We start from the raw sequence: 21,780 nt of genomic DNA, 5'->3' as shown, positions 1-21,780 counted from the left end.
GTGACGTATGTTTAATTTAGGTGATACAGTCAAAATGAAGAAGCCCCATGCATGCGGTGCAAACAACTGGGAGGTTATTCGCCTGGGTGCAGACATTAAGTTGAAGTGCATGGGATGTGGTCACATCGTGATGCTGCCACGCAGCGCCTTTGTCAAAAAAATGAAGGAAGTATTGTTGAGCGGGGATGCGGCGAAGAATGCTAATCCCGAAAACTACGTTGATGTGGCTAAGAAACGTCCAGATCAAATTGAAGGAGTTTAGAAAATGTCTTTAACAGCAGGTATTGTTGGCCTACCCAATGTAGGTAAGTCAACGCTTTTTAATGCGATTACTAAGGCCGGCGCCGAGATGGCGAATTATCCGTTCGCCACAATCGATCCGAATGTTGGGATGGTCGAGGTGCCAGATCAACGTTTGGCACGTATCGATGAGTTGATTCCAGCTAAGAAAATTATCAAGACCACGTTTGAGTTCACGGATATTGCGGGCTTGGTCCAAGGTGCCAGTAAGGGTGAGGGACTGGGTAACAAGTTCCTCGAGAATATCAGACAGGTTGACGCAATTGTGCACGTGGTACGGGCCTTTGACGATGACAACATCACAACAGTTACTGGCAAGGTCGACCCGAAGGACGATATTGAAGTAATCAACTTGGAGCTTAGTCTAGCCGACCTCGATAGCGTCAACAAGCGCTACGAACGTGTGGGCAAGATGGCGAAGACTAAGGATAAAGATGCGATGGCCGAGTATGCCGTGCTTGAGAAGATTAAACCGGTGCTCGAGGCCGGTGGCGCCGTTCGCTCGATAGAATTCAACGAGGATGAGCAGAAGATTGCGAAAGGCCTGTTCCTTTTGACGTCTAAGCCCGTGATCTATGTGGCAAATATTGCCGAGGAATCGATGGCGGATCCTGATAGCGACCCGTACTTCAAGATTGTGGCGGATTTGGCCGCAGCTGAGGGTGCAGAGGCGCTCGGTATCTCGGCTAAAACCGAAGAGGAAATTGCGACGCTAGATGACGATGAGAAGGCCGAGTTCTTGGAGGCTGAGGGTGTCACCGAGTCTGGGCTCGACCGACTGATTAAGGCCAGCTACCACCTACTTGGTTTACAAACCTTTTTCACCGCCGGGGGCAAGGAAACAAGAGCCTGGACCTTCAAGAAAGGCATGAAAGCACCGCAGGTTGCGGGTGTAATTCACTCTGATTTCGAGCGGGGCTTCATCCGGGCCGAGACAGTTTCGTTTGAAGATCTGGACAAGTACGGTAGCATGCAAAAGGTTAAAGAGGCCGGACGGTTACGTCTGGAAGGTAAGGAATATGTCGTCCAAGACGGGGATATCATTGAATTTAGATTCAATGTGTAGAAAAGAGGTATGGGATTGGATCCAAAAGATAAGAACAAGGCAGTTATTGAGCAACAACAAGAATTAAAGGCTAAGCAAGATTCCGCTGCCGAACAGGAAGCAAGCCTTGAGGCTGCTACACCAGAAGAGTTGCGCGGTATGTTGACCAAGAGAAATGAAGACTACGTTTTTCGGTTGGAGAAGCAGCTAAAGGAAGCAGGTCTGACCGAAGGTGATGCAAAGCTCAAGGTCAATAGCTACCTTAAGGAGATTATCGTTGCCCAAAGAAAAGGACAGCCTGCAACACATCTTTATGGTTCACCGCAGGTGAAGGCACAGGAGTTAGTTGATCCAAGAAGCAGACAAGCAGATGAGGTCAAGTTCTGGCAGAAGGCCGTAGATAACTCGCTGTTGTACCTCGCCATCTTTTCCGCTATGTTCGGCTTAGTCGGCCTGTTTAGCAAGACCCAACAACAAATTGGTTTCATCACCATTCTGTCAGTTGGTCTCCTATTTGGTTTTCTCATGACTTATTACAACGACCTCATCATGAGAAAGAAGGAAGATCGGCCTTCGATGTGGAAGATGATGCTCGGGGGAATCGGGATCGTGTTCTTCATCTTCTTGTGGATTACGTTAACGGAATTACCATTCCTCCGCGTCGTTAATCCGGTACTCCCTGGCTGGGGTAGCCTGGTGATTGCGGTGCTTGCCTACCTGGGTCGGCGCTACTTCCGCGCACACTACCACATCACCACTTCATCGTTTGGTCCTGGACCCGGAGCTAGAAGATAAATTTTCAATATGACATTTTGTCATTATTTGTACTATACTAAATAGATAACTTTTGTGGTTATCTATTTTTTTGGATAAAATTTGAGGTGTGTACATGATTAAAACGTTAATGAAATCGATAAGGCAATACAAGAAAATGTCGATTTTATCGCCGATATTAGTGGCGAGCGAAGTGTTAGTAGAAATATTTATTCCCTTCTTGATGGCAAACATCATCGATAGCGGGATAATGAAGCAGAATTTAGATTACATCTTACGATTAGGTTCGTTATTGATTGTAATCACAATTGTTTCGCTGGTTCTTGGGGCCGGCGCTAGCTGGGTTTCCTCTCAAGCGGGAGCCGGCTTTGCGGCTAATCTGCGGCAAGATTTATTTGCCCACATTCAGACCTTCTCTTTTACAAACATTGATAAGTTCTCCACCTCGAGCTTGGTGACACGCTTGACGACCGACATCGCGAACATTCAGATGGCATACCAAATGCTGATTAGAATTGCGGTCCGTGCGCCGCTCATGATGATTTTCTCCGTCATCATGGCCTTTAACGTCAGTGGCGAACTGGCGTTGATTTTCGTCGTCTTGGTGCCTGTTCTGGCATTAACGCTGACGGTCATTATCAAGTCTGCATATCCACTGTTTAACCTGGTTTTCCGACGCTATGATGTCTTAAACCGGGTAGTGCGGGAGAATGTGCGTGGTATCCGCGAAGTGAAGACTTATGTCCAAGAGGATAACGAGATTGAGAAATTTGAGGGTGCATCAGAATCCATCTTCTCAGTCTTCTCAAAGGCCCAGAAGATTGTTTCGTTAAACGCACCCACAATGCAGTTCTTTTTGAACGCAGCGGTATTGCTGGTTTCCTGGTTCGGTGCCAAGCTGATTGTCGGCGGTAGCCTGCAGACTGGTGAACTGGTCAGCATGTATGCATACTCCAATTCAATTCTCTTTAGTTTGAACATGCTCGCGATGATTATCACTCAAATTGCCATTTCTCAGGCGAGCGGACGCAGAATTGCCGAAGTGCTTCACGAGAAGTCCACAATTGAAAACCCGACGAAGCCTGTGACGGAAGTCAGTGATGGCTCAATTAAGTTCGATCACGTTTCTTTCCATTACCTGAAGGAGGGCAAGGCGCCTGTCTTAGATGACATCAACTTGTCGATTAAGGCCGGGGAAGTGATTGGTATTATCGGTGAGACGGGCTCTGGTAAGAGTTCACTGGTCTCGCTGATCCCAAGACTCTACGATCCAACGCAAGGCACGATTGAGGTCGGTGGCTGCAATGTCTTAACCTACGACTTAAAGACACTGCGAGATAACGTGGCCATGGTGTTGCAGAATAACGTCCTCTTCTCGGGCACGATAGCGGAGAATCTCCGTTGGGGTAATGAGAATGCGACCGATGAGGAAGTATTGGCTGCATCAAAGGTTGCCCACGCCGATGATTTCGTGCAGGAATTGCCAGACGGCTATAATACGATGATTGAGCAGGGAGGGAACAACGTCTCCGGTGGTCAGAAGCAGCGGCTAACGATTGCTCGTGCTCTTTTGAAGAAACCGAAGATTTTGATTCTTGATGACTCCACATCAGCTGTTGATACTGCTACCGAGAAGGATATTCGTGAGGCCTTGAGAACACAAATGGCTGAAACGACGACAATCATTATTTCACAGCGAATCGTATCTATTAAAGATGCGGACGGAATTATTGTAATGAATCATGGCAAAATCGAGGATATCGGGACGCATGACGAACTGATTGAAAGAAACGCACTTTACCATGACATCAACCAATATCAAACAGAAAAGGATGGTGAATAGCATGGACGCATCAGTCAAAACAGCTCCAAGAAAGAAAAGCGCCACATTAAGACGTCTATTGAAGTTCATCATTTCAACCTATAAAGTCACATTTTTACTGTCGATGCTCGCAATCATCATTGCAGCTGCAAGTACGGTGGCTGGTTCATTATTCCTTCAACGATTAATTGACGATTACATTGTACCAATGACGAAGCAAAGCGTACCGAACTTTGGTCCACTGCTGCAGGCAATTGTCGTGATGGGTACCATCTACCTAATTGGGGTGATTGCAACGTTCTTCTTCACAAGAACGATGGCTGTTCTCGGCCAGAGACTGCAGAAGAAGATCCGTGATGAGATGTTTATTCACATGGAGAAGCTGCCAATCAGCTACTTCGACCAGAACGACTACGGTGATGTGATGAGTCGCTTCACAAACGATGTTGACACATTGATGCAGATGATTTCACAGAGTATTCCCCAGTTCCTGAACTCTTTGTTTAACTTGGTGTTCGTTGTGATTGGGATGCTCACTCTGAGCCCACTTCTGACTCTCATCTCGTTTGTCGTATTCGGCTTGAGTATCAGCGTGGTGAAGTTCCTTACAGGTAAAAGTAGTAGCTACTTCAAGCAACAGCAGAACAAGATGGGCCACGTTAACGGTTATGGCGAAGAGATTCTAAACGGCCTGAAGGTCGTCAAGGTCTTCTCGCACGAACCAATGGTTAAGGCACAATTCAACCTGCTGAACCAGGATTTAAAAACCGTTTCTGGGAATGCCAATGGGTTCGCCACGATGCTTTTCCCAATCATGGGAAACGTTGGTAACCTACTATACGTCCTAATTGCACTCATTGGTGGTACTTTTGTGGTCAACGGTGTCAGTGGCTTGACGCTAGGCGCAATTGCAGCATTCTTGCAACTCAGTCGCTCATTCAGCATGCCGATTGCTCAAATTTCGCAACAACTGAACACCATCGTCCTTGCCCTAGCTGGTGCACAACGGATTTTCCAATTGCAGGATGAGGTTGAGGAAGAAGATCATGGCCAAGTCACCATCACCCACGACGATCAAGTTAAGAGTCAGTGGCTCTGGCATAATACCGCTGACGGCAGTACTACACCCGTACGCGGTAAGATTGTATTTGAGCACGTGGACTTCGGCTATGTGCCAGGCAAAACAATTTTGCACGACATCAACATCGATGCAAAGCCCGGCATGAAGATTGCTCTGGTGGGGCAGACTGGTGCTGGTAAGACGACGATTAGTAATATGATTAACCGATTCTACGAGATTAGTGCAGGTAAGCTTACTTTCGATGGAATCGATGTTCGAGATATCAACAAAAGCGCGCTTAGACAGGCGATGGCCATCGTGCTGCAGGAGACGAACCTGTTCTCGGGTACGGTGATGGAAAACATTCGTTTCGGTAACCCCGAAGCAACGGACAACGAAATTTTCCACGCCGCGAAGCTAGCGCACGCGGATCAATTCATCAAGGACCTCGAGAATGGCTTTAACACCCGGATTGACGGTGATGGTTCCGACCTCTCTCAGGGTCAGAAGCAGTTGCTGTCGATTGCCCGGGCCATGGTCTCGGATACGCCACTCATGATTCTAGATGAGGCAACCTCAAGTATTGATACCAAAACTGAACGGTTGGTTCAGGCCGGAATGGACAACCTACTGGCCGGTCGGACGAGTTTCGTGATTGCCCACAGACTATCGACAATTGCAAACGCCGATTTGATCTTGGTCATCGACCATGGGCGGATTATCGAACAGGGTAATCATGAGGAGCTGATTGAAAAACACGGTGAATACTACCAGCTATACACCGGTAAGAAAGAATTAGACTAAATGCCAATTCCGAGAACGAAGATTTGCATGTTCCCCTTTTGTTTGCTAACCTAAGGGCGGGAATAAATGTTACAGAAATATTTCAGTGAGTAAATATATAAGCTAAGAGGTAGGTAACATGGCAACAAGGAAAAGTGCACGACACGCAGCACGAAAGAGCACCAAGAAGTACTATTTTCTTGGTGCGGTCCTTGGTATTCTCGCGATTTTATATGTTGGCTTTGGTGTCTTCTATGGCAGCCACTTCATGTCGGGGACAAAGGCCTATGGTGTGGAGCTCAGCGGGTTGACACAGAAGTCTGCCGAGCAAAAGGTCAAAGATAAGCTAGCCAATAAAAAATTTGTTTTGCGCGACAAAAAAGAGCAGGTAGCGGTGGCAACGGCTGCTTCTCTTGGTATCAAACAGAACTACCAGAAGCTAATCAGTGATAAGTTAGCTGCGCAGAATCCATGGACTTTTAACAAGGGGATTGAGGAGGTTCAGGCTGAAGACGACACGGCGTTTGATCAGGACAAGGTTAACCAGTTCGTTAATTCGCTGTTCCCCCAGATCAATAAGAACAGAACGGTCACAACCGACGCTTCCATTAAGAATCAGAACGGTAAATTTACCTTGGTTAAGGAAGTTCAGGGTAATAATTTCAGCGAAGATCAGGTGAGAGCAGCGGTTTCAGAGGCCGTCCAGAAGGGACAAAGTAATATTCAATTGAAGGATTACTATGTCAAACCGAAGCTTACAACGAAGAGCAGAGATCTAAAGGAAGCCATCACGAAACTAGATAAGATGGCCCAGGTAACAGTAACCTACCAGTTGGCGGGTCATACCATTCAGGTGCCACAGTCAACAGTAAAAACTTGGAGCGTCTACAGCGATGGTAAGGTGAGTGTGAACCAGAATGCGTTAGGGCAGTACCTCGCAAGCTTGAACAGCCAGTATGCGACCTTCGGCTCAACACGTTCGTTCCACTCTACCAAGCGAGGCGTGGTCCAGATTTCAACAGGTCTTTATGGTTGGAGTATCAATATCGCAGCTGAGGCAGCACAATTGACTGCCGATCTATTGGCTACAAAGAACGTCAGCCGGACGCCAGCAATCCAAGGATCTGGCTATCACAAGGACGGAACCGATATCGGTAATACCTATGTCGAGGTCGATAAGGTTAACCAACACATGTGGGTCTATGTTGATGGTGTTGAACAGATCTCTACAGACGTTGTAACTGGTAAGCCGGGTCAGGATACGCCCGTCGGTGTCTATAATGTCTGGGCGAAGCAAAGAAATGCCACGCTTCGTGGTAACAATGATGATGGCACCAAGTATGCATCACCGGTCAGCTACTGGATGCCGATCGACGATAATGGTGTGGGAATTCATGATTCACCATGGCAGCCCAAGTACGGCGGGGACTGGTACTTAGCTCACGGATCACACGGCTGTATTAACACGCCGCCCGCAACAATGGCTAAGCTCTATAATATCGTCGCGATTGGTACGCCCGTAATCGTGTTTTAGTAATGAGTTTTAATAAACGATTAAGAAAACAGCAAATTGCTGTTTTTTTTTGAATCTTAGCATGATTTAGATTATTCTTTTTAAGAGAATGCGATATTTCTGCTACACTTAAGTTGTTTTACGGCAGGATATCCTTATTTGCAGATTACTAGATTAATGAGGCATAAAAATGAAAATTTTAGTTGTTGATGATGATAAAGAAATTGTTGAATTACTCAGTATCTATCTAAATAACGAGGGCTACGAACCGGTGGCGGCATATTCAGGTAAGGAAGCAATCACAAAGTTGGCCACCATGAGTGACATCTCGCTGATGATTCTCGATATCATGATGCCCCACATGACGGGAATTGACGTGATCAAGGAAGTACGTAAGGACTCCGAGATTCCAATTATTGTGGTCTCCGCTAAGACCGGCGATATGGATAAGATTCAGGGGCTAATTACAGGAGCCGACGACTACGTGATTAAGCCATTTAACCCATTAGAAGTGATGGCTCGGGTCAAATCGCTTTTGCGTCGAAGCCAAAAGCAGGTGACGAATGACGAGCCGGATATCCTAGAGGTGGGCCCGCTGATTATCAACCGGGACTCCCATGAGGTGACCACTTTGACCGGCACTAAAATTCAGCTGACTGCTCTCGAATTTGGGATCTTGTATCTACTTGCTAGTCACCCTAACCGGGTCTTCTCGGCAGACGAGATTTTCGAACGGGTCTGGCAGCAAGAGAGCGTGGTCTCGGCAAAGACTGTCATGGTTCATGTAAGCCATCTGCGGGACAAAATTGAGGATGCTACAGAGGGTGAGAAAGTGATCGAAACTGTCTGGGGCGTGGGTTACAAAGTGGAGGTTTAATCTTTGAACAGAAAGAAGGTTAAGCTCACTGGTAAGGAGAAGAGCGAACTCTTTGGTGAAGGTGTTGTCACCGTCGTCCTTTTGTTGTTGCTAAATTTATCAATTTTGATTCTGATTAACTTAGCAATCTTGAATAATCAAGATCTGATTAACGGTATTTGGATTATTAAGCAGTCTATTTCTTTCGGTGAAGGATTCCACATATACAGTTGGCAGAACATCTTCGTCGGCTTTATGGCTATTACTGACCTGATTGTCCTTTATTGGCGGCTAATTCGCCGCTACCATCAGATGCAAATGAGACACGTAATTTCTGAGTTGCACTATATTGCCGAAGGAAACTTTGATCACCGCATCAATTTCTATGTGAAAACGGACCTGCAAAAGGTGATTGATAGTATTAACTCGCTTGTTGATAGCACCGTGGCTGCCATGCAAGAAGAGCGCCAGATTGAGCAGAGTAAGGACGACTTGGTGACGAATGTTAGTCATGATATTCGGACGCCACTCACCTCCATCATCGGCTACCTTGGGCTGCTCAGAACGGGTACTGTCAAGTCAGAGGAGGATGCGAAGAAGTATATCGATATCGCATACTTGAAGGCAAACCAGATGAAGTCCCTGGCCGATGATTTGTACGAGTACACGACTGTTCGCCAGAGTCAGACGACAATGTCCATGAGTGAGTTACACGTGAATTCGATGCTCGAGCAGGTTGCAGCCAGTTTTGAACTCGAGGCGGAGAAGAAGAATATTCAGTTGAATGTCGAGACCACGCCAGCAGATATCACGATGGAGGCCGATGCAGAGAAAATGGGGCGCGTTTTCAACAACTTGGTCAGTAACGCGCTGAAATACGGTAACGGCGCGACCAACATTAACCTAATCGCCACCAGAAAAGACGTGGATAAGATTGTGATTCGGGTTGAGAATGATGGCGAGCCGATTCCAAACGATGCACTAACGAAGATTTTCGAACGTTTTTACCGGGTAGAGACTTCGCGGTCCGTGGAGACTGGCGGTACGGGGCTCGGACTTGCAATTACGCAGAGCATAATTGAGCTACACCATGGTAAAATAAGTGTGACCTCAGATGAGGCGCTCACGGCGTTCATCATCGAATTACCACTAAAACAGGAAGAACGGGAAGATTAGCGTGAAAAAGAAACTAATTCAAATTATTTTAGTCATTACAATGTTTTTAGGGGTGGGCGCGACAACAGCCGTCAAAGTAGAAGCCGCAGAGCCGAAGATTGATGCTAAGGCCGCACTAGCGGTGGACCTAGAAACCGGACGGGTATTACTCAAACAGAATGCAGATGAATCTTTGCCAATTGCCTCAATCACCAAGATGGTAACCCTCTACTTGGTTCAAGATGCGATTAAGTCGGGTCAAATCAAGCAGGATGACACAATCAAGGTACCTGCAGATATTGCTAAATTTAGTCAGGATCCCGCCCTGTCGAATGTTCCCTTGACTGCAGGCGAAAGTTACACGGTGGAGGAGCTGTATGAATCTGGCTGGATCTATTCATCAAATGCAGCCGCGATGCTACTAGCAGACCGGGTTGCGGGCTCACAAGCTAAGTTTGTTAAGATGATGCAACAACAACTGGAGAAGTGGGACATAAACGATGCGCAGATTGTCAATGTCAGCGGCTTAAATAACGAGAATATTCCGGCAAAATTGCGTGTCAAAGGCACAGATGCTAAGGCCGAGAACAAGATGTCTGCGGTTGACTTAGCGGTAGTTGCCAGACACTTACTCAAGAAATACCCTGAGATTTTGAACATTACGAAGATCGCCGAAAAGGTATTTGACAAGGGCGGTGTGGATGAATTTACAATGCACAGTTTTAACCGGATGCTACCTAACCAGGTTGACAGCTATGCTGATCTCACAGTTGATGGCTTGAAGACAGGAACGACAGACGCTGCCGGTGAATCCTTTGTTGGTACCACAAAGGAAGGTGGGTACCGCATTCTGACTGTTGTGATGGATGCAGGTGGCGCTAAGGACGACAAGGGTAAGCGATTCAAAGTAACTGCGCAAGTAATGCGGCACGTGTATGCTAATTGGACGAAGAAGACGGTCTACGAAAAGGGTGACACTAGTATTGTCAAGCCTGTCAAGTTGAAGTATGGCAAGGAAAAGTCCGTTAAGCTTGAGTCTAAGCAGCCGGTTGTCGTCTGGACCCACAATGACACCACAGACAAGACAAAGATCGTTCTGAACAAGACAAAGGTAAATTCTGCTAAGAAGGGCGAAGTATTCGGCACAATTAAAGTACAGGATGACGGATTAGGATACCTACCTGGTCTTAGTGGCGATGCTCAACTGGTTGCGACCAAGAACGTCAAAGAGAAGAACATTTTCGAGAAGCTGGCCCAAGGAATTGGTGAGTTTTTTGGTAATTTATTCTAAGGGCTAAAACGCTAACTATGCTATAATCAGAGTTAATTTAGTAACGAGGTAGGAGAGTTAGATGGCAATTTCATTAGATGCATGTATTTTAATCTTAAAGGAGCATCACATATTAAAAAGTAGTGCAATCCAAGATGCATTGCCTACAAAGATGCAGTCCGTGAGCTACGACTCCCGTAAGGTGGAGGTGGACACACTTTTCTTCTGTAAAGGTAAGAATTTCCGCCCGACATTTTTGACGATGGCCAAGAACAGCGGAGCGATTTGCTATGTAGCTGAGCAGCCCTATCCAGAGGGTAAGGGGATGCACGCATTAATCGTGCGCAATGTGCAAAAAGCGATGTCGCTGTTATCGGCCGCGTTCTACGGTTTCCCCCAGGATGATCTGTACGTTGTTGCTTATACGGGAACTAAGGGTAAGACGACCTCTGCTTATTTATTAAAGGGGATCCTCGATCAGCAAAATGGTGGGACAACGGCGCTGTTTAGCTCTGTCGACCGTGTCGTCGGGCCAAGACCTGATCAGAAATTTAAGTCTGACCTGACTACACCAGAGTCACTCGATTTATTCCGCGATATGCGTACTGCCGTTGATAATGGGATGACGCACCTTGTAATGGAGGTTTCTTCACAGGCATATAAGAAGAGTCGGGTGTTTGGTTTGACCTACGACCTCGGATTCTTCCTGAATATCACACCTGATCATATTGGACCAAACGAGCACCCAAATTTCGAAGACTACCTGCACTCTAAACTGCAATTGATGGTCAACTCACGCAAGTGCATCATCAACGCAGAAACTGACTATCTGGCTGATGTGTACGCTGCGGCAAAGGCCACAACGAATCCTGATAGCATTTATCTATTTAGCAGTAATGACTTCCTCCAGCCTGCAGGGCTTCCAACCGTTGATGTCCGGGTTGACAATATTGAAAGTGACATGCATGAGAGTCGCTTTGAATTGTACACGGCCACTGACAAAACCAAAGATTTAGGAATTGATGGTGAGTACGAGTTGAGTCTTATTGGGGACTTCAATGAGTTAAACGCAACTGCTGCGATTATTGCTGGTGGACTTGCCGGTGTCAAACATGATACTGCGGCTTCTGGGATTAAGGACGTAAGGATTCCAGGAAGGATGCAAACCTTGAAGACCAAGGATCACGGTGAAGTGGTCGTTGATTATGCCCACAATCTGGCAAGTATGGAGGCACTACTCTCATTCTTGAAACGTGAATTCAGTAGTCCGCGCGTGGTCGTAGTAGTTGGCTCACCTGGAGATAAAGGTGTTTCTAGAAGAGCCGGATTTAGCCAGGCGTTGACGGAGTACGCCGATGTGGCCTACCTGACGACTGATGATCCTGGTTACGAGGATCCGCTCGATATCGCACGTGAGATTGATGCTGGCATTGATCACAGCAAGGTCCAGGTGACCATTGAGCTTGATCGTGCTAAGGCGATTAAGACGGCGATTGAGAATAGTCAACCCGGCGAGATTGTCGTATTAGCTGGTAAGGGTGAAGATATGATGCAAAAAGTGCGAGGAATTGACAAGCCGTATGCATCTGATCTCGCAATTGCTAAACGCGTTATTGCAGAATTATAGAGAGTACGATTATGAAGAAATTTTTTACAGTGATTGGTGGGATGGGCACTATTTCGACAGAAAGTTACCTCAGGCTGATTAACCATCGACTTACAATTACCAGGGATCAAGATTACTTAGACTATATCCTGGTGAATCATGCCAGTGTGCCTGACCGGACAAGTTATATCTTGGACCACACTAAACCAAGCTTTCTGCCTGATCTACTGGAGGATGTGGCACAACAAAGTCAGCTGAATCCTGAGTTCATGGTGATTATCTGCAATACGGCACACTATTTCTACGATGAATTACAGGATGTGACGGATGTCCCGCTTCTTCATATGCCAAGGATTGCAACCAATCAACTAAATGAATTATATCCGCAAATTAAAAAAGTGGGACTGATTGCTACGCGCGGCACCATCACCGATGGGATATATAAGGACGAGATTCGCCGTGTTGGCAAGGAGGTTGAACTCGGTGGACCCGAGATTCAGCCGCTCGTTGACGAACTGATTTACGACCACATCAAGGAGAAGGGCGAAGTCGATGCCGCATTGTATCACCGGATCCTGGCCAAGATGCACGACGATTATGGCGTCGATGTTGTAGTACTCGGTTGTACGGAGTTGTCGTTAGCCCAAGAATTGGCGCCTGATCACCCATATGAGGTCATAGATGCGCAAAGTATTATTGCCGACGTGACCATCGAAGCCGCGACCGCTATTCGTCAGGGTAAGGCAACAGCGGATGCGCTGGCAAAGTATTTAAATTAGTACGTAAATTAAGCATTTCAAGCGAAATGCTTTTTTTGTACTTGCTGGTAGAAAAAAACGGGCAAAAAGTTGCATTTGCTTTACCAATAGATTACAGTTGGGTTACAAGATATAATATATTAGTAATCAAGTATGTTGTGCGGGAGGTCAGAGTCATGAGAAAACGTTCTCTATTATTTATTATATTGACAGTTATGGTAGTTGGCGGCGCATTAACCGGTTGTGCTGGCCAGAAATTGGATTCTGCTAGCGCTGACTCCTTGACGACTCCAAAAGTTAAACAAAAAAATGCTGATAGCTCAAGGAAGAACCCCACTAACACTAAAGTAAAAATAAAAGCCAAAGCCCAGCGCAAGGCGCAAAACACGCCTGTCGAGACGACCGCCGAAGCACCTAAAACTCAGAGTTCTGCAGCAAATAGTGGTCAAGTGAGCAACAAAGGAGCACAAACAACAGGGCATGTGGAGTGCTGTGTATTGATGTCTAAGGTCCGTGGATAGTAGGTGAGAAAGCCCTTGATATATGGGCATTTGGCGATATTGAAATTTTAGTAAGTAAGTGAAAATGAAAAAAATAACAGTCCACCTAAACATATCAAGGGCGAAAATCGGTATAGTTTAGACTGTGATTTGGATAACAGGAAATCTGAGTTGCCAATTTGGTTGTCAAGGAGATAGTTTAGGCGGTGGATTGGATGTTGGGGTTTTTGAGTGGGCGAGATGGATGACGAAGATGCATATAAGATATAGGGAGGAAACGACTTGATGAATGCAGGAATAAAAATTGAACGAGAACGTTTGTCTGCAAAAGAATATATAGATTTTCTTAAGCGTACCGACTTAGGGTCGCAATATCCAAAAGAACGTTTTGAAGAAAGAATATCCCAACTTGTTGACAATGTGTCAATTAGTCTCGTTGCAAGAAATAAGAACGGTTTAGTTGTTGGTGTTCTATTTGCTTTGACAGATTTTGTGTATTGGCTTTACGTGACAGATTTAGGCGTTGACAGGGATTATGAAGGGCAAGGGATAGGCAGAACACTTATGAAGATGTCACATGATATGGCTGGCGGTGAGAAGAATATTGCGGTTTACTTAATTGCGAATGAAAATGCTATTCCATTCTATAAAAAACTTGGAATGAAAAAATCAGAAGATGTCATGCAGTATAACCATATTGAATGGACTAATTTCAAAGTAGAGTAACACACGTTAATTTTGGTTACATACAGAATGTCTTTCCAAAATTCAAAAGTATAGCAATATCAAAATCAAGGTATCGTTCCAACAAGAAGCGGTTGCTGCACCAGTTAAGCAGAAAGAAGCTCCGCAGCCAAACAGTGATTTCTTACTCAAACAGAGACTTGTGAACTCTGCGATGGGCTACATCGCGTACGAAACCGGCCAAGATCAGCTAACGGGTGGTTATTGGAACTATGCTAAACAAGTTTGGGGTGTGACTGATGCCCAGATACTCACCCCGCTTGGCAATGATTCATACCAAATTTTGTCGCAAGGAACGACGAGATACGTGTTGACAATTGCAGCAACCACGGCAACTGTAGTGGAACACTCTGACTATGACAATACAACAGTGACCATCACGTTGGACAAAAATTCAGCGGCAGTTATTGCGGTTGAATAAAGTAAAGAAAAAAAGAGCTTTGAGCACCAGCCACTGCTGACTGTGTCAAAGCTCTTTTTCGTCTAATTAATTTACTCATGCATTCTCTAGAGTGACAGTTCACTTGTTTCTGATGGAGAGGCCCTTCAGGTTGCCAATACTCAGCATGACGATGAAGCTCAGGAGGTAGAGTACACTCAGGAAGCCCATGACCACAACCAAGTTGTAGAAATCCATTAAAAAGCCGATGGCGACGGATGAGAACCCGCCAATTGCCCGGCCGACGTTCACGATGACGTTATTGGCAGTCGAACGAATCTCTGTGGGATAGAGGCGACTAATTACCGCGCCGTAGCCGCCAAACATGCCGTTTGAGAAGAAGCCAAGGATTGCGCCCGCAATCAACAGTGAGATTTCGTTATAAACAAGATTGATGCTGAAAACCGAGAGGGCAGAGGCGATGAGGAAGATACCAAAGGCGCGTCTTGGCCCGAAGAAATCCAGGATATGACCGAAAGTCATCATCCCGATGATCATGCCGATGATGGTGGCAATCATCCAAATTGAGGAGCCTGAAACGGACAGGCCCAGCTTCTGTTGCATGATTGAGGGTAACCAGTTCATCAGGCCAAAGTAGCCTGCAATCTGCACGAAAACCATGAACATCAAAGCACTAGTTTGAAAGGCCAGCTTCGGGGTTCTAAACAACGAACCGATGCTAATTTTGACTTTGCTCTCCGCAGGCACAGCTTTAGAGGCGATGAATTCGGGGCTCTCGCTGAGGTGGCGACGAATGAAGTAAGTTAGTGCAACGGGAATGAGTCCGAGCAGAAATAGGGCTTGCCAACCTAGTTTGGGAATGATGATCGAGGCCATCACGGCTGCGAAAATTGCGCCGATTTGGCCACCGATCGCCGCAATGGAAGTCATCTTTCCAATCTTTTTGTGATCAAAGCTCTCGGCAATGAGTGTGATGCCAACGCCATACTCACCACCGGCGCCGATACCGGCGATGAAGCGCATGATGTACAGGAAATAAATATTCTTGGTGAAGTAAATGGCCCCCGTTGCAAGCGCAAAGATGAAGACGGTATATGTAAAGGTCCTCACGCGGCCAAACTTATCCGCGATGAGACCAAATAAAATACCACCCGCTAACATTCCGAGATTGGTGATGGACGAGATGAGCCCAGCCTGGGCGCCGCTGAGGTGTAAATCAGCGATAATTGAGGAAAGCGCGAATGAGAGGAACATGACGTCCATGTTCTCGAGCGCGAATCCTGCCGAGGTTGATGCAATCGTCCACTTCTGGTTTGTTGACAACGAGTGGTCTGTAACAGTTGTTTCCATATTCAATTCCTCCAAAATGAATGCTCTCTGTCATTCTTTATTTTGCTGGTGTAACTGTGATTCATAATCGAACACAATTGTGACATGAATAAATTAAAATTTCAAGTTGAATTTTTCTGAGAAATTATTTGACGAGTGAGAATTTATCGGCTAAGCTATTAACCAATATGTAAATTAATATCTTTAAATTTAGCCCCGTGAGACTAAGAAGGTATACCGTTATCTCTGCCGTAGTGCAGGGTCAAGTGGACCGTTTTGCCTTCTCGGGGTGAAACGGTTTTTTTATTTCATCAGGAGGACAAGATATGCGACCGATATTTATTGCGCTGGATTTCAAAAACCGGACTGAAGTCTGGAATTTTCTCGCCGAATTTCCTGAGCTAGATGGATTGGCAGTCAAGGTGGGCATGGAGTTGTTCTATATGGAAGGCCCTGATTTCGTCCGTGAGCTGATTGCCAGGGGGCTACGCGTCTTTCTGGATTTGAAATTGTATGATATTCCCCATACAGTTGAACAGGCAATGAGCCAGCTAGGTCGACTAGGTGTCTCTTACGTCACCGTTCACGGCAGTGGTGGGGCTGAGATGCTCCAGGCAGCTAAGCGGGGACTGGTTAAGGGGAGTCAAGAACTTGGTGTGGTGGGACCGAAACTTCTCGCAATCACACAGCTAACCTCCATGAGTGAGCATCAGCTTAAGTCTGAGCAGCTAGTCAATGCCACGATGGCAGAGTCCGTTGTTCATCTAGCACGGCTAGCATACGAGAACGGCGCTGATGGCGTGATTGCTGCCGCCGTTGAGGATGAGTTAATTCACCAAGCAACGAGTAGTGCATTCCTGACGATTAATCCGGGCATCAGGCTCGAAAACGATGCGCAGGATGATCAGAAACGAGTTGTGACGCCAAGCCAGGCAGTTTCACTTGGTAGCGATGGGATCGTGGTCGGCCGTTCAATCACGAGCTCAACGAATCCAGTCGCGACATACCAACTAATCAAACAAGAATGGGAGCGAAAATAAAATGAGAGTAGCAACGCAGGTAGCACACGATTTATTACATATTGGGGCTGTGACACTGGAACCGGCCAAGCCGTTTGTTTGGGCAAGTGGTATTAAGGCACCAATCTACACTGATAATCGCCTCATCATCGGCTTTCCAGAGGAGCGAATGTACATCGCTAACTGTCTCGCAGACTTGATTAAGAGGCGTTATCCGACGGCGACGGTCATTGGTGGTGTGGCTACCGCAGGTATACCACACGCGGCACTGGTAGCTGAGCGGCTCAATCTGCCAATGATCTATGTTCGTTCAAAGGCGAAGGATCATGGGACAAATAGCCAAATTGAGGGTAAGCTGAACGCAACGGATCAGGTGGTACTAATAGACGATTTGATTTCGACCGGCGGCAGCGTGCTGGCCGCAGCGGAGGTTGTCCAGGCGACCGGGGCCACGGTGGCGGGTGTTGCAGCTATTTTCACCTATGAGCTACCAGATAGTTTGACCAATTTCACCAACGCCAATATTCGCCTCCAGACACTGACGACATATACTGATTTAATTGAGACGGTGAATTCGGAAGGAGATATGAGTGATGCTGATTTGGCTCTAGTCCGCACGTGGAAAGATGATCCTTGGGGTTACGGGCGGGCAGTTAGCGCCATTTAGCAACCTCCTGCAAAAATAGCATAATAAAACTCGGACCAATTAGATTGATCCGAGTTTTTGTTTTTCCTAGTAACAATTGAACCGATTAGATATTTAAGACTTTATCCAAGAAACGTTTGGTCTCCGGTGCCTGTGGATGGTCGAAAATTTGCTCTGGATTGCCGTCTTCCTTGATGACGCCATCTTCGAAGAAGACGACGCGATCGGCAACTTGCTTGGCAAAGCCCATCTCGTGGGTGACGACGACCATCGTCATTCCGTCGGCGGCTAGTCGCTTCATGACATCAAGTACGTCACCAACCATTTCTGGGTCGAGAGCACTCGTTGGTTCGTCGAAGAGCATGATGTCTGGTTGCATCGCCAGTGCTCTGGCGATGGCCACCCGTTGCTTCTGCCCACCAGAGAGTGAGGCTGGTTTTGCATCCGCCTTATCAGCTAAGTCGACAATTTCGAGGTACTTAAACGCCTTTGTTCGAGCCTCTTCCTTCGTGTCCTTCTTCAGGTCAACGGGAGCCAACATGATGTTTTGTAGGACCGTCAGGTGGGGGAAAAGATTGAAGTGCTGGAACACCATACCGATGTTCTGGCGAACCTTGTCGATGTTGGTCTTCTTATCGCTGATGTCATAGCCATCAATTACAATTTGGCCACTTGTTGGATCCTCCAACCGGTTTAAACAGCGGAGGAATGTACTCTTGCCAGAGCCTGAGGGTCCAATCATGCAGACGACCTCACCGTCTTTAATCTCCAGGTCGATACCCTTCAAGACTTTATTCTTGCCGTAATATTTGTGCAGGTCATTAACCTTAACTTTGATATTATTCTCCATTGGTTAGCGAATCTTCCTTTCAACCAGCTTCGAGAGCCAGGTCAAACTAGTGATGATAATTAGGTAAATAACGGCAATGATTGCCCAGACATTGAAACCTTCCATGTTTTTGGCGATAATCACCGAACCCGTTTGCGTTAACTCCATCAGGCCAATAGCCGAGAGGATGGAGGTATCTTTAACTGTAATAATAAATTGGTTCAAGAACGATGGAATCATGAACTTGATGCCCTGTGGTGCAATTACTTTCCAAAGTGTTCTTTGATAGGACAAACCGAGGCTCCGTGAGGCCTCCCATTGTCCGATGTCTACCGACTGGAAACCGCCCTTAACGAAGGCACCGATGTATGAGCCCTCATTCAGCGTGAGTGTGATAATTGCAGCAACGCCCAACGGGATTTTCTGCCCGATGACGTCAGGCAGACCAATATAGATGAAGAACGCGAGGACCATCATTGGTAGCCCCCGGAAGAGGTAGATGATTGTGCTAGCGATTCCTGGTAGAATCTTGCCTCGCTGAATGCCCAGAACACCAAGTAAGACGCCGAAGATTGTGGCGGTCAATATACCGATAATCGAGATTTTCAACGTCTCCAGAATGGCATTACCGAGCAGGGGCCCGTTCTTCTTGATGAGCCCGAAGATTGTTCTTTCGGATGCCGTATCTGTCTTGATGTTTGCGTTATCGCCTAAATATTGGTCGATAATCTCCTGTAGTCGACCAGATTCCTTCATCTTCGCCAGCTCGGCATTGAATTTCTTGAGAAACTCCTGATTGTGGCCCTTCTTGACCGCAATCGCAATGGGCATCGTATCGGCTGGCTTCGTCACAATCTTTAAATCAAGGCCGTTTCTGATGCCATAACGGAGGACGACTTCCTCATCAATTGAACCGTCAATACCGCCGTTCTCCACGTCCTGCCACATTGGATTCGACTCGTTGAAATACTTGATTTTAAAGCCGTATTTCTTGTTGATTGATTGGGCGTATTCAGCACCGGTTGTACCAACCTTGACACCGATGTTCTTACCCTTCAAATCTTTAAGAGAGTTAATCTTACTCTTCTTGTTAACGGCGAGGGCGGCGCCAGCATCGTAAAACGAGTCAGTGAAGTCAAACTTTTCCTTACGTTCCTCGGTCACGCTCATGCCGTTAATCATCAAATCCAACTGTCCAGATTGAACTGATTGGATTTGAGCGTTAAAACTCATGATTTTAATATCGTATTTCATGCCGGTGTTCTGCATGATTTCTTTGAAAAGATCCATTTCGAAACCATTGTTACCGTCCTCATAGCCACCGTTTTTATCCTCAATTTCGTAGGGCTCAAACGTGTTGCTAGTGCCGACCGTCAATGTTTTGGCAAAGACTTTCGGGTTCTGCTGGGTGAACAACCCAAATGAAACTATTGCAGTAAAAAGTGCTAGTGTTTGCCAAAATCGGTTAGTTTTGCGCATATTAATCCTCTTTCCTTCTAAACCATGGTAACCATTACAACATTTTTAGGGTTATTTTTCCAGAATTTGCGTTAGGAAAGCTGACATGTATCGGATAATTAGTGTTGTTGCATCAATTTGAAAGAAAATGGAATATTTTGAAAGAAAATGATTGCTTTTAACTTTTTAAGCGTTTACAATTACTCGTGGAGAAATAAAAAATGCTAACAGAAAAACGAAAAGACCTCATCGTCAAGCACGTCAACGAGCATGAGATGTGCAGGCTCAGCGAACTTGCTAAATTGACGAATTCATCGGAATCAACCATTAGGCGTGATTTGGAAGAACTTGAAAATCTTGGATTGGTTCGCCGCATCCATGGTGGCGTGCGGTCCGTGATTAAACTCGATCAGGATATCAAACAGCAGGTACGCCAGAGTCTCAATAAGGCGGCGAAGGTGAAATTGGGCAGTTACGTTGCTGGAAAGTATATCCGTTCAAATGATGTTGTGTATCTCGATGCGGGTACGACGGTCCAGGAAGTGATTAACTACCTGAAGCCGGAGCAGAATCTGGTGATTGTGACGAACGGGATTGATACAGCAATTACCGCTACTAACCAGGGGTTAGATACGATTCTCATTGGCGGCCAAATCAAGAACGACACAAGGGCCATTGTTGGTGCTAGCGCCATCGCGCAGATTAATGCCCTGAATTTCTCAGTGGCGGTCTTGGGTGCAAACGGAATCTCTGAACACGCGGGAATTACTACACCCGACTTGAAGGAGGCCTCTTTGAAAGAGGCTGTAATTGACCGTGCTAAGACAAGCATCGTGGTGGCTGATGAGAGTAAGATTGGGATTGCTACGTTTGCCAAGTTTGCGGATTTTGCTGATGTTCAATTGGTGACCAACGCGCTCACACCAACCAAACGCGCAATTTTACCAAATAAATTAAACTTAGAGGTGGTGCACAAATGATTTATACGATTACTGTCAATCCAGCGATTGATTATGTTATCGAGCTGACCCAACTGACGCTTGGTGAGGTTAACAGAACGGAGAATTATCATTTCTTGGCTGGTGGCAAGGGAATCAACGTCTCCCAAATTCTAAACCAGCTTGAGCAAGAGAATACCGCTTGGGGTTTCGTCGGTGGTTTCTCTGGTGGTGAACTAGCTCGGCAAGTTGCTGCCAAAGGGATTACGAGCGACTTTGTGGAGATTAAAGACCAAACCAGGATCAACGTGAAGCTAAAAGCGGGTCAGGAAACGGAGATTAATGGTGCCGGTCCTGAAATTTCGGCAACCGAAATTGAAGCATTTAAGACGAAGCTGCAGAATTTGCAGGAGGGGGACACCGTCGTCATGTCCGGTAGCCTGACGCCAAGTTTGCCTGCTAATTTCTATCAGAGTTTGATTCCGGTGATTAAAGAGCGGGGCGCAGAGTTCGTTGTGGACACAACAGGCCAGGCATTGCTTGACACACTAGCCTACGAACCACTAGTCATCAAGCCTAATCATCACGAGCTGGCGGAATTGTTCACAACAACTTTTGCCAACGATGATGAGCTGGTTGTAGCAGCACGAAAATTACTCGATCGGGGTGCACAGCATGTCTTGATTTCGATGGCTGGTGCCGGTGGCTATCTGGTAACACGGGACCATGTATACCATGCGAACGCGGCGAAAGGAACAGTGGTTAACTCGGTCGGTGCTGGCGATTCAATGGTTGCCGGTTTCGTCGGGACTTTTGCCAGGACGAAAGATCCGGTTGAGAGCTTCAAGATTGGGATGGCATGTGGTGGTGCCACAACCTTCACCAAGGACATCGCCAATGCGAGCCAAATCGCCGCTATTATTCCACAAATTGAGGTTGTAGAAGTTAGTTAAAATTTAGAGGAAGTTTCGAGGT

At 46.4% G+C, this 21,780-nt stretch carries 21 protein-coding genes; 18 read left to right on the top strand and 3 right to left on the bottom strand.

Annotated features, from left to right (window positions below; translation table 11 throughout):
* The first annotated feature begins 7 nt into the window (after nucleotides 1–7).
* The 14 genes from FC62_RS04995 to FC62_RS04930 all read left to right on the top strand — a co-directional run bounded on the left by FC62_RS04995 (nucleotide 8) and on the right by FC62_RS04930 (nucleotide 14,607).
* Nucleotides 8–262: a DUF951 domain-containing protein gene (locus tag FC62_RS04995; RefSeq protein ID WP_056947283.1), complete on the top strand. Its 255-nt coding sequence runs from the start codon at nucleotides 8–10 to the stop codon at nucleotides 260–262.
* 3 nt (nucleotides 263–265) lie between these two features.
* Nucleotides 266–1,366 (top strand): redox-regulated ATPase YchF, encoded by a 1,101-nt coding sequence (gene ychF / locus FC62_RS04990; RefSeq protein ID WP_056947280.1) that lies wholly within the window; start codon nucleotides 266–268, stop codon nucleotides 1,364–1,366.
* 15 nt (nucleotides 1,367–1,381) lie between these two features.
* Entirely contained in the window at nucleotides 1,382–2,140 is a 759-nt protein-coding gene (locus FC62_RS04985) for a DUF1129 domain-containing protein (protein WP_054745749.1), read from the top strand.
* A 94-nt stretch (nucleotides 2,141–2,234) separates the two neighbouring features.
* Complete coding sequence (locus FC62_RS04980) at nucleotides 2,235–3,962, top strand: ABC transporter ATP-binding protein (RefSeq protein WP_056947277.1); 1,728 nt, start codon at nucleotides 2,235–2,237, stop codon at nucleotides 3,960–3,962.
* A 1-nt stretch (nucleotide 3,963) separates the two neighbouring features.
* Nucleotides 3,964–5,805 carry an ABC transporter ATP-binding protein gene (locus tag FC62_RS04975; protein ID WP_054745747.1) on the top strand — a complete coding sequence of 614 codons (1,842 nt, stop codon included), beginning with the start codon at nucleotides 3,964–3,966 and terminating at the stop codon, nucleotides 5,803–5,805.
* Nucleotides 5,806–5,923: 118 nt separating this feature from the next.
* Nucleotides 5,924–7,318 (top strand): L,D-transpeptidase family protein, encoded by a 1,395-nt coding sequence (locus FC62_RS04970; RefSeq protein ID WP_056947274.1) that lies wholly within the window; start codon nucleotides 5,924–5,926, stop codon nucleotides 7,316–7,318.
* 169 nt (nucleotides 7,319–7,487) lie between these two features.
* Entirely contained in the window at nucleotides 7,488–8,174 is a 687-nt protein-coding gene (gene croR / locus FC62_RS04965; protein WP_054745741.1) for a response regulator transcription factor CroR, read from the top strand.
* A gap of 3 nt (nucleotides 8,175–8,177) precedes the next feature.
* Nucleotides 8,178–9,329, top strand: coding sequence for a sensor histidine kinase (locus FC62_RS04960; RefSeq protein ID WP_056947271.1), 1,152 nt, complete (start codon nucleotides 8,178–8,180; stop codon nucleotides 9,327–9,329).
* A gap of 1 nt (nucleotide 9,330) precedes the next feature.
* Entirely contained in the window at nucleotides 9,331–10,599 is a 1,269-nt protein-coding gene (locus FC62_RS04955) for a D-alanyl-D-alanine carboxypeptidase family protein (protein ID WP_054745739.1), read from the top strand.
* A 61-nt stretch (nucleotides 10,600–10,660) separates the two neighbouring features.
* Nucleotides 10,661–12,205 carry a UDP-N-acetylmuramoyl-L-alanyl-D-glutamate--2,6-diaminopimelate ligase gene (locus FC62_RS04950; RefSeq protein WP_054745737.1) on the top strand — a complete coding sequence of 515 codons (1,545 nt, stop codon included), beginning with the start codon at nucleotides 10,661–10,663 and terminating at the stop codon, nucleotides 12,203–12,205.
* Nucleotides 12,206–12,216: 11 nt separating this feature from the next.
* Nucleotides 12,217–12,963: an aspartate/glutamate racemase family protein gene (locus FC62_RS04945; RefSeq protein WP_056947268.1), complete on the top strand. Its 747-nt coding sequence runs from the start codon at nucleotides 12,217–12,219 to the stop codon at nucleotides 12,961–12,963.
* 155 nt (nucleotides 12,964–13,118) lie between these two features.
* Entirely contained in the window at nucleotides 13,119–13,463 is a 345-nt protein-coding gene (locus FC62_RS04940; protein ID WP_056947265.1) for a hypothetical protein, read from the top strand.
* A gap of 264 nt (nucleotides 13,464–13,727) precedes the next feature.
* Nucleotides 13,728–14,168: a GNAT family N-acetyltransferase gene (locus FC62_RS04935; RefSeq protein WP_056947262.1), complete on the top strand. Its 441-nt coding sequence runs from the start codon at nucleotides 13,728–13,730 to the stop codon at nucleotides 14,166–14,168.
* 172 nt (nucleotides 14,169–14,340) lie between these two features.
* Nucleotides 14,341–14,607 (top strand): hypothetical protein, encoded by a 267-nt coding sequence (locus tag FC62_RS04930; protein ID WP_054745733.1) that lies wholly within the window; start codon nucleotides 14,341–14,343, stop codon nucleotides 14,605–14,607.
* 99 nt (nucleotides 14,608–14,706) lie between these two features.
* Here the strand turns inward: FC62_RS04930 and FC62_RS04925 are convergent, their stop codons facing one another.
* On the bottom strand, nucleotides 14,707–15,936 hold the full coding sequence (locus FC62_RS04925) for an MFS transporter (RefSeq protein WP_054745731.1): 1,230 nt from the start codon (nucleotides 15,934–15,936) through the stop codon (nucleotides 14,707–14,709).
* A gap of 305 nt (nucleotides 15,937–16,241) precedes the next feature.
* Here FC62_RS04925 and pyrF point away from each other — a divergent pair, with 305 nt between their 5' ends.
* Entirely contained in the window at nucleotides 16,242–16,955 is a 714-nt protein-coding gene (gene pyrF, locus FC62_RS04920) for an orotidine-5'-phosphate decarboxylase (protein ID WP_056947260.1), read from the top strand.
* A 1-nt stretch (nucleotide 16,956) separates the two neighbouring features.
* Complete coding sequence (pyrE, locus tag FC62_RS04915) at nucleotides 16,957–17,601, top strand: orotate phosphoribosyltransferase (protein ID WP_054745729.1); 645 nt, start codon at nucleotides 16,957–16,959, stop codon at nucleotides 17,599–17,601.
* An 85-nt stretch (nucleotides 17,602–17,686) separates the two neighbouring features.
* Here the strand turns inward: pyrE and FC62_RS04910 are convergent, their stop codons facing one another.
* Entirely contained in the window at nucleotides 17,687–18,430 is a 744-nt protein-coding gene (locus FC62_RS04910; RefSeq protein ID WP_054745728.1) for an amino acid ABC transporter ATP-binding protein, read from the bottom strand.
* A 3-nt stretch (nucleotides 18,431–18,433) separates the two neighbouring features.
* Nucleotides 18,434–19,888 carry an ABC transporter substrate-binding protein/permease gene (locus FC62_RS04905; protein WP_082611609.1) on the bottom strand — a complete coding sequence of 485 codons (1,455 nt, stop codon included), beginning with the start codon at nucleotides 19,886–19,888 and terminating at the stop codon, nucleotides 18,434–18,436.
* Nucleotides 19,889–20,088: 200 nt separating this feature from the next.
* On the opposite strand from FC62_RS04905, the gene FC62_RS04900 reads away from it, so the two are divergent.
* A complete protein-coding gene (locus FC62_RS04900) occupies nucleotides 20,089–20,847 on the top strand; it encodes a DeoR/GlpR family DNA-binding transcription regulator (RefSeq protein ID WP_054745727.1) in 759 nt (252 codons plus the stop codon).
* Nucleotides 20,844–21,758, top strand: coding sequence for a 1-phosphofructokinase (gene pfkB, locus FC62_RS04895; RefSeq protein WP_054745726.1), 915 nt, complete (start codon nucleotides 20,844–20,846; stop codon nucleotides 21,756–21,758). The genes FC62_RS04900 and pfkB overlap by 4 nt, the downstream gene beginning before the upstream one ends.
* The last annotated feature ends 22 nt before the right edge of the window (nucleotides 21,759–21,780 follow it).

Source organism: Amylolactobacillus amylotrophicus DSM 20534 (genome assembly GCF_001434555.1).
GTDB lineage: Bacteria > Bacillota > Bacilli > Lactobacillales > Lactobacillaceae > Amylolactobacillus > Amylolactobacillus amylophilus.
The sequence above is the reverse complement of the archived record's forward strand: the minus strand, read 5'-3'. Positions and strand labels throughout refer to the sequence as shown.